At 68.0% G+C, this 7,601-nt stretch carries 7 protein-coding genes; 5 read left to right on the top strand and 2 right to left on the bottom strand.

What is annotated here, in order from left to right:
• Nucleotides 1-79: 79 nt before the first annotated feature.
• Both EA346_RS12090 and EA346_RS12085 read right to left on the bottom strand, forming a co-directional pair.
• Nucleotides 80-937 carry a lipid A biosynthesis acyltransferase gene (locus EA346_RS12090; RefSeq protein WP_296758933.1) on the bottom strand — a complete coding sequence of 286 codons (858 nt, stop codon included), beginning with the start codon at nucleotides 935-937 and terminating at the stop codon, nucleotides 80-82.
• A gap of 205 nt (nucleotides 938-1,142) precedes the next feature.
• On the bottom strand, nucleotides 1,143-1,895 hold the full coding sequence (locus tag EA346_RS12085; RefSeq protein ID WP_366755790.1) for an ATP-binding protein: 753 nt from the start codon (nucleotides 1,893-1,895) through the stop codon (nucleotides 1,143-1,145).
• Nucleotides 1,896-2,012: 117 nt separating this feature from the next.
• On the opposite strand from EA346_RS12085, the gene pip reads away from it, so the two are divergent.
• The 5 genes from pip to EA346_RS12060 all read left to right on the top strand — a co-directional run bounded on the left by pip (nucleotide 2,013) and on the right by EA346_RS12060 (nucleotide 7,536).
• Nucleotides 2,013-2,963: a prolyl aminopeptidase gene (gene pip, locus EA346_RS12080; protein ID WP_296758931.1), complete on the top strand. Its 951-nt coding sequence runs from the start codon at nucleotides 2,013-2,015 to the stop codon at nucleotides 2,961-2,963.
• Entirely contained in the window at nucleotides 2,960-3,403 is a 444-nt protein-coding gene (dtd, locus tag EA346_RS12075) for a D-aminoacyl-tRNA deacylase (protein ID WP_296758929.1), read from the top strand. Before pip ends, dtd begins: the two co-directional genes overlap by 4 nt.
• A 311-nt stretch (nucleotides 3,404-3,714) precedes the next feature.
• Nucleotides 3,715-4,698 (top strand): TAXI family TRAP transporter solute-binding subunit, encoded by a 984-nt coding sequence (locus EA346_RS12070; protein ID WP_296758926.1) that lies wholly within the window; start codon nucleotides 3,715-3,717, stop codon nucleotides 4,696-4,698.
• A 97-nt stretch (nucleotides 4,699-4,795) separates the two neighbouring features.
• Nucleotides 4,796-7,000, top strand: coding sequence for a TRAP transporter fused permease subunit (locus EA346_RS12065; RefSeq protein WP_296758924.1), 2,205 nt, complete (start codon nucleotides 4,796-4,798; stop codon nucleotides 6,998-7,000).
• A 62-nt stretch (nucleotides 7,001-7,062) separates the two neighbouring features.
• Nucleotides 7,063-7,536: a universal stress protein gene (locus EA346_RS12060; RefSeq protein WP_296758923.1), complete on the top strand. Its 474-nt coding sequence runs from the start codon at nucleotides 7,063-7,065 to the stop codon at nucleotides 7,534-7,536.
• Nucleotides 7,537-7,601 lie beyond the last annotated feature (65 nt).

Here is a 7,601-nt window from a genome sequence, read left to right as displayed (position 1 = left end):
ACAGCGGCGGCAAGCCGCCGCACTCCATAGGCGCTTGCGCTTTCATCGTTCGGGGTGGCGCGCTCCGAGGCCATGACAGTCAGCGCCGGTACGGATCCGGGGTGCCCGACGGGGCCGGTCGGAAGCGCTTGTAGACCCAGTTGTACTGCTCCGGGCACTGCCGGACCAGCGCCTCGACCAGGCGGTTGATCTCGGCGGCGGCGCGTCGGGGGTCGGGATCGGCGATCTCGGGGCCGGCCTCGAGTTCGTGGTAGCGGAACCCGCGTCCGCGCGGCAGGCGCTCCGCGAAGGCGAACGTCACGCGGTCGTCGCGTCCGCGCAGCAGGCGCGGCAGCAGGGTCATGGTCAGCGCGGGATGATCGAAGAAGGGCGCGAACTCGCCGGTAGCGCGCCGCGGACTCTGGTCGGGCAGCATGCCGATCATCTCGCCGCGGTCGCGCGCGGCCCTCAGTCGGCGCAGGCCCTCGCGCGTGGCCGGGGCCAGCTGCCCTCCGGTGGACGCCCGCGCATCGCGGATCCAGCGGTCGATCGCGGGGATGGGCGACGGGCTGTACAGGCTGGTGATCGGCCCATAGCTCGCGACGTGCAGGCCGGCGAACTCCCAGGACCCGAGATGCGGCGTAACCAGGAACAACGCCTGTCCTTCAGGACGTTTGCCGGCAGGGTCGCACAGCGCAGGATAGGCTCCCATGCTGCGCAGTCGCTCCGCGCTCGCGCGCCACAGCCAGGGTGCCTCGGTCAGCGCCTTGCCCATCTCCATCAGCGAGCGGCGCACGACGCTGCGGCGCCAGCCGCGACTCTGCTCGGGAAAGCAGAGTTCGACATTGATCCGGGCAATCCGGGCCATGCGCGTAGGCAGCAGCCAGGCCAGCCAGCCGAGCGCGCCGCCCAGCGCATGGTTCAACGGGAGCGGCAGAAATGCCAGCAGTTGCAACATTGCGCCCAGCCAGCGATCCCGCGGGCGGGCCACCCGGCCCCGCTTCACCTCGCGCCCCGGTCGAACGAGCGGGCGATGACGACTGCACAAGCCAGCGGGAAGCCGGCGTGCCCCGCTCCGGTCGAAGCGTCCGTGGCGGCAGGATTCGCGAGCGCCTTCACGACCTCGCCTTCGCCAGCTGCAGCGCGAACGGGCCCGTCAAGGCTCACGACGCCGCGTCCTCTTCCGGCGGCCGACCCTCGCGCATCAGCGGTCCCAGGGTGGTGCGGAGATTGCGGAACAGGCGCGGATGCAGGGCCTCCTCGCGCGCCAGCAGCGCCTTCATGTGCTCCCGCTGGGTGGGCTTGGAGAAGCAGGCGGGGCAGTTGTCCAGGATCACCGGGAGTTCCGCCGCCACGGCGAAGTCGCGGGTCTGGCGCTCGCGGACGTAAGCCAGGGGGCGGATCACGCGCAGATCACCCGCATCGATGCGGTAGTGGGCCTTCATCGTGCGCAGCTGGCCGCCGTGGAAGGCGCTCATCAGGAAGCTCTCGGCGAGATCGTCGAGATGCTGCCCCAGGGCGATCACGTTGTAGCCGTGTTCGCGCGCGGTGCGGTAGATCAGCCCGCGCTTCATGCGCGAGCAGAAGGCGCAGAAGGAGTCCTTGCCCATGTGCCTGGCCGCGAGTTCGGCGATGGGCTCGGAGACGAAGAAATGGGGAATCCCATGCGCATCCAAATAGTCGCGCAGGCGCCCCGGCTCGAAGCCCTCGATCTCGGGGTCGATGGTCACGGCGCCGACCTCGAACCGAACCGGCGCGCGCCGGGCGAGATCCTGCAGCAGCCAGAGCAGGGTCAGCGAGTCCTTGCCGCCGGAAAGCCCAACCAGGATGCGGTCGCCGGCGCGGATCATGTCGAAGTCGGCGATCGCCTTGCCGGCGAGACGGCGGATCGACGCGGGTACGCGGGGCGCATTCATGGAGCGGGAACATACCCGGAAACACACCGCCGCCGCCAGAAGCCGGCGCGCGACGGCTTTTCAGGCGTGCGGGTTTTGGCCACACTGCGCTGCACCACCCAGCGAGGAAACGCCGTGATGGATGCGCTGTACCCACCGATCGAAGCCCGCCGGACCGGTCGTCTGGACGTCGGCGACGGCCACCTGCTGTATTGGGAGGAATCCGGGAACCCCGATGGCCTGCCGGCGTTGTTCCTGCACGGCGGACCCGGGTCGGGCTGCGAGCCCTGGCACCGGCGCTTCTTCGATCCGGCACGCTACCGCATCGTGCTGTTCGACCAGCGCGGCGCGGGCCGCTCGACCCCGCATGCCGGGCTCGAGGCGAACACCACGCCGCACCTGGTCGCCGACATCGAGCGGTTGCGCACGACCCTTGATGTGGAGCGCTGGGTGGTCTTTGGCGGCTCCTGGGGATCGACACTGGGCCTGGCCTATGCCGAGGCCCATCCGGAGCGGGTGCTCGGGCTGGTCCTGCGCGGCATCTTCCTGTGCCGCCCCCGGGACATCCAGTGGTTCTACCAGTCGGGCGCGGACCGGCTGTTCCCGGAGGCCTGGGCGGAATACCGGGCGGCGATTCCCGCGGCGGAGCACGGCGACATGGTCCGGGCCTTCCACCGCCGACTGACCGATCCCGATCGCGTCGTGCGCGAGGCCGCGGCCCGGGCGTGGTCGGTCTGGGAGGGACGCACGTCCTGCCTGCGACCCAACCCGGGCGTGCTGGCCCACTTCGCAGATCCCTCGGTGGCGGTCAGCCTGGCGCGGATCGAGTGCCACTACTTCGTCCACGACTGCTTCATGGAGCCGGATCAGCTGCTGCGCGACGCCGGGCGGATCGCCGGAATCCCCGGCTTCATCGTGCACGGCCGGTACGACGTCGTCTGCCCGGTGGAGCAGGCCCTGGCACTGCACCAGGCGTGGCCGGGCGCGGAACTCCAGATCGTCCCCGACGCCGGCCACTCCGCAGCCGAACCGGGCATCACGCAACGCCTGGTCGCCGCGACCGACGCACTGGCGGCGCGAACGGGATGATCGCGCTGATCCAGCGGGTGTCCGAGGCCAGTGTGCGGATCGACGGCGAAGTCGTGGGCGCGATCGGCCCCGGCCTGGTCGCGCTGGTCGCGGTGGAGGCCGGGGACACGCCGCGCGCCGTGGCCCGCACGCTCGAGCGCTTGCTGGGCTACCGGGTGTTTCCCGATGACCAGGGACGGATGAACCGGAGCCTGCGCGAGACCGGCGGCGGGCTGCTGCTGGTACCGCAGTTCACGCTGGCCGCGGACACCCAGAAGGGCATGCGCCCCAGCTTCAGCGGCGCGGCGACCCCGGAACAGGGGGCCGCGCTGTTCGAACGGCTGCTGACCCAGGCACAGTCCGCACACCCCATCGTGGCGAGCGGACGTTTCGGCGCCGACATGCAGGTCGGGCTGATCAACGACGGACCCGTGACCTTCTGGTTGCAGACCCGCCCCTGACCGCCCCCCGGGCCCGGACGGACACGGCGAATATCCGAGCGGCGGAATCCTACAATCGAGACTTCACGGATATTCTGGTGCTATAAGTGTGGTAGACCGAGCCTGGGGCGCCATCTTGTGAACCTGGCGCCCCAGGCTCCGGCAGGATTCCGGGACGGTACACGTTCTGTCCGGTCATCCGCCGGTCCACTCCCAAGGGCGGTCCAACGGCGCTGTCGGCCGGCCGGGAACTGGCGGGACGGGGCTTCCCATCCCGTAAAAAACAAAATGGGCCGAGCCGCGAGCACGGTCCGAACGAGGAGAAAACGACCATGAACCACAGACTGACTCGCTGGCTGATCGTGGCGGCGACCGCACTCGCACTCACCGCGACCAGCGCCATGGCGCAGGACCGCTCTGACTGGCCGCGCACCCTGACTGTCGGCACGGCAAGCGTCGGCGGTGTGTACTTCGTCTACGGAAACGGCCTCGCAAGCTTCATCGGCGAGTCGCTCGGCATCAATGCCAGCGGCGAGATCACAGGCGGCCCGGTGCAGAACGCCACGCTGGTACAGATGAAGGAACACGACATCGGCCTGGTGACCATGGGCCCGATGTACGAGGCCTGGACCGGCGAGAGCGAACTGGCCCCTGGCCTGCCGCACACCGACGTGCGGGCGCTGTTCCCGATGTACGAAACCCCGCTCCATGGCATCGCGCTGCGCCGCTCCAACATCCATTCGGTCGCCGACCTGGAGGGCAAGCGCGTGAGCGTGGGTCCCGCCGGCGGCACTGCGGCCACCTACTGGCCGCGGTTCTTCGAAACGCTGGGCGTGAGGGCGCGCCCGTCGTACAGCGGGGCTTCCGACGCCGCCAGCCAGCTGAAGGACGGCCTGATCGACGCCTTCGCGTTTGCAGCCGGTGTGCCGATCGGCGCGTTCTCGCAGCTCGCGGCCGAAACCGACGTGCGGACCTTTGGGTTCTCGCCGGAAGAACACGCGAAGATCCTCGAGAATTTCCCCGAGGTCGCGGCGTACACCATCCCGGCCGGCACCTACTCGGGGCAGACCGAGGATGACGCCACGGTGGCGCTGTGGAATTTCGCGGTCGTCCATCGCGACATGCCGGAGAGCCTGGCCTACGAGATCACCAGGCTGGTACTCGAAAACAACGCGCGGATGGTCCAGATCCACGCCGCCGCCAGGGCCACGCTGCCCGAGAACTGGGTCAACAACAGCTTCCTGCCCTTCCACCCGGGTTCGGTTCGCTACTTAGAGGAACAGGGAATCACGATTCCCGACGAACTCCGCGGCTGACGCAACCCCGCGTCTGACGGACCGGGCCAGAGACTGCAGCGACTGCGGCTCTGGCCTGTTTCTCCTGCGCTGACGAAATCATACGGAAGGGGGTCCGATGACCACCGACGCACCCCGGGGCTCCGCATCCGGCGGTCCCGCACCTCGTGACACCGCGCAGGAGCCGACCATACCGGTCGTGGCACAGGCCGCCAGCGCCGTCGATGCCGAGGTTGTAACCGCAAATCAGCGCGTCTTCGTCGGGATCCTCGGAATCCTGTTCTCAGCCGCCTGTGTCCTCTACACCGCTTTCCACATCGGGGTGATGAACCTCTACCCGCTGGAGACCTGGGTCTACCGACTGATCCACGTGTCCGGGGGCCTTGCGCTGGGTTTCATCTTCTTTTCCGCGCGCGCCTTCCCCGAACAGGACCGTGGGCAGCGCCCCATCACGAAACTGGAATGGCTGCTGCTGCTGCCTGCGGCGGTCACGATCTTCACCGCGCTGTTGCAGATCACCTGGGCGATCGTCACCGACGACCGCGTCCCCACCGGTGCCCCGCCGGACAAGATGCTGATGACCTTCGGGTATCCGATCATCGTCGGGACGGTGCTCGCGATCCTGGCATCCTGGACCTCCCCGGTGCGCGAACGCAGCCGGTTGCCGATGCCGGACCTGCTGCTGGCGGTCGCCGCGATCACCGTGGGCCTGTACATCATCTCGCACGCCGAGTTCCTGCGTTTCCGGGCGAGCGTCTTCCCGCATCCCAACGACATGTACGCAGCGATCGCGGGCATCCTGCTGATCCTGGAAATGACGCGGCGGCTGGCGGGATTGCCGCTGGTGATCATCGTCGCGATCTTCATCGCCTACGGCTTCGTCGGCCCCTGGCTGCCCGGCGTGCTCGAACATCGCGGCTACGCACCCGCACGCTTCTTCGCCTTCATCTATACCGACAATGGCGTCCTCGGTCCGACCACTGCGGTGTCGTCGACCTACATCATCCTGTTCATCACCTTTGCGGCCTTTCTGCAGGCGAGCCGTGTCGGCGAATACTTCGTGAACTTCGCCTTTGCCGCGGCCGGCGGCGCACGCGGCGGCCCGGCCAAGGTGGCGGTGTTCTCGTCGGGCCTGATGGGCATGATCAACGGCACCTCGGCGGGTAACGTGGTGTCCACCGGCTCGCTGACCATCCCGCTGATGAAGCGGGTCGGCTACCGGCCCCAGACGGCCGCATCCGTTGAAGCGGCGGCCTCCTCCGGCGGGCAGATCCTGCCGCCGATCATGGGCGCCGGGGCCTTCATCATGGCCGAGATCACGGGCATCGCCTACACCGACATCGTGATCGCGGCGATCATCCCGGCGGCGCTGTATTTCCTGTCCGTGTACTTCATGGTGGACAAGGAGGCGCTGAAGATGGACATGCGCGGCCTGCCGCGCAGCGAACTGCCCCAGTTCGCGACGATGGTACGGCGCGTCTACCTGTTCATCCCGGTGATCATCCTGATCGGCGCGCTGTTCATGGGGTACTCGGTCATCCGCGCGGGCACGCTGGCGATGGCGTCTGCCGCGATGGTGAGCTGGCTCACCCCGTTCCGCATGGGGCCGAAACAGATCGCCTACGCGCTGGAGATCGCCGCTCGGATGTCGCTGCAGTTGGTCGCAGTCTGCGCCGCCGCGGGCGTCATCGTGGGCGTGATTGCGCTGACCGGCATCGGGGTACGCTTCTCCTCGCTGTTGCTCGCCGTCGCGGGGCAAAGCCAGATCCTCGCGCTGTTTTTCGCGATGCTGGTGGCGATCATCCTCGGCATGGGCATGCCCACCACGGCCGCCTACGCGGTCGCGGCAAGTGTGATCGCGCCGGGCCTGATCCAGCTGGGCATCGATCCGCTGACCGCGCACTTCTTCATTTTCTATTTCGCGGTGATGTCGGCGATCACGCCTCCGGTGGCGCTCGCCGCTTACGCGGGAGCGGCGATCGCACGCTCGGATCCAATGCGCACCAGTGTCGAGAGCTTCAAGATCGGCATGGCTGCGTTCGTGGTGCCGTTCATGTTCTTCTACTCGGCGCCGATGCTGATGCAGGGCGAGTGGCACGAGAACCTCCATGCCTTCCTCACTGCGGCGCTCGGGATTTACCTGCTGGCCTCGTCGATCCAGGGCTGGTTCTTCGGGCGAATCAACTGGATCATCCGCGTGCTGGTATTGGGAGCCGCGCTGGCGATGATCGGCGGCGGGCTGCAGTCGGATATCATCGGGCTCAGTGTCGCCGGGGTCATCTTCGCGCTACAGCGGTTGATGTTGAATCCGGCCAAGGCCTGAAAATACGGGGCAATCGGTGGACCCGGAGCCCCCTGCTCTGTTTCGAGGAGAAGAGGAAGAGCATGTATCGACACATATTCATCGCGATCGACGACAGCCCGACGTCGCGCAAGGCGTTGAAAGAGGCGATCTCGCTCGCCCAGATCCATGGCGCGACGCTGGAGATCGCGCATGCGATCGACGAGAACCTGGTGCACGTGTTTCACTCCAAGGGCATGACCACGACCACCCGAAAAGAGCTCAAGAAGGTGCTCCGGACCGATGCGGAGGGCTGCCTGGAACGCGCGGTGAAACGGGCTGAGAAGGCCGGCGTGAAGGCCACGCCCCGGCTGCTCCGGGGGCACGGCGAACACAGCTCCGATCTCATCGCCAGCGCGATCCAGGAATCCGAAGCCGACCTGCTCGTGGTCGGCTCGCACGGGCGCCGCGGGGTGCGCCGGCTGTTCCTCGGCAGCGTGGCGGAAAACCTGGCACGCAAGGTGAGCATCTCGGTCCTGATGGTGCGTGGCACGGAGCCCGCCGAAGACGAGGGATGACGGCGGCGCGACGAAAGGCAGGGGCCTATGCGCACAAACACCCCAGGCCCCTGCGCCACCCCTGA

Source organism: Thioalkalivibrio sp. (assembly GCF_007692535.1).
Lineage (GTDB): Bacteria > Pseudomonadota > Gammaproteobacteria > Ectothiorhodospirales > Ectothiorhodospiraceae > Thioalkalivibrio.
Note: the sequence above shows the minus strand (reverse complement) of the source record. Positions and strands in the feature narration are given on the sequence as shown.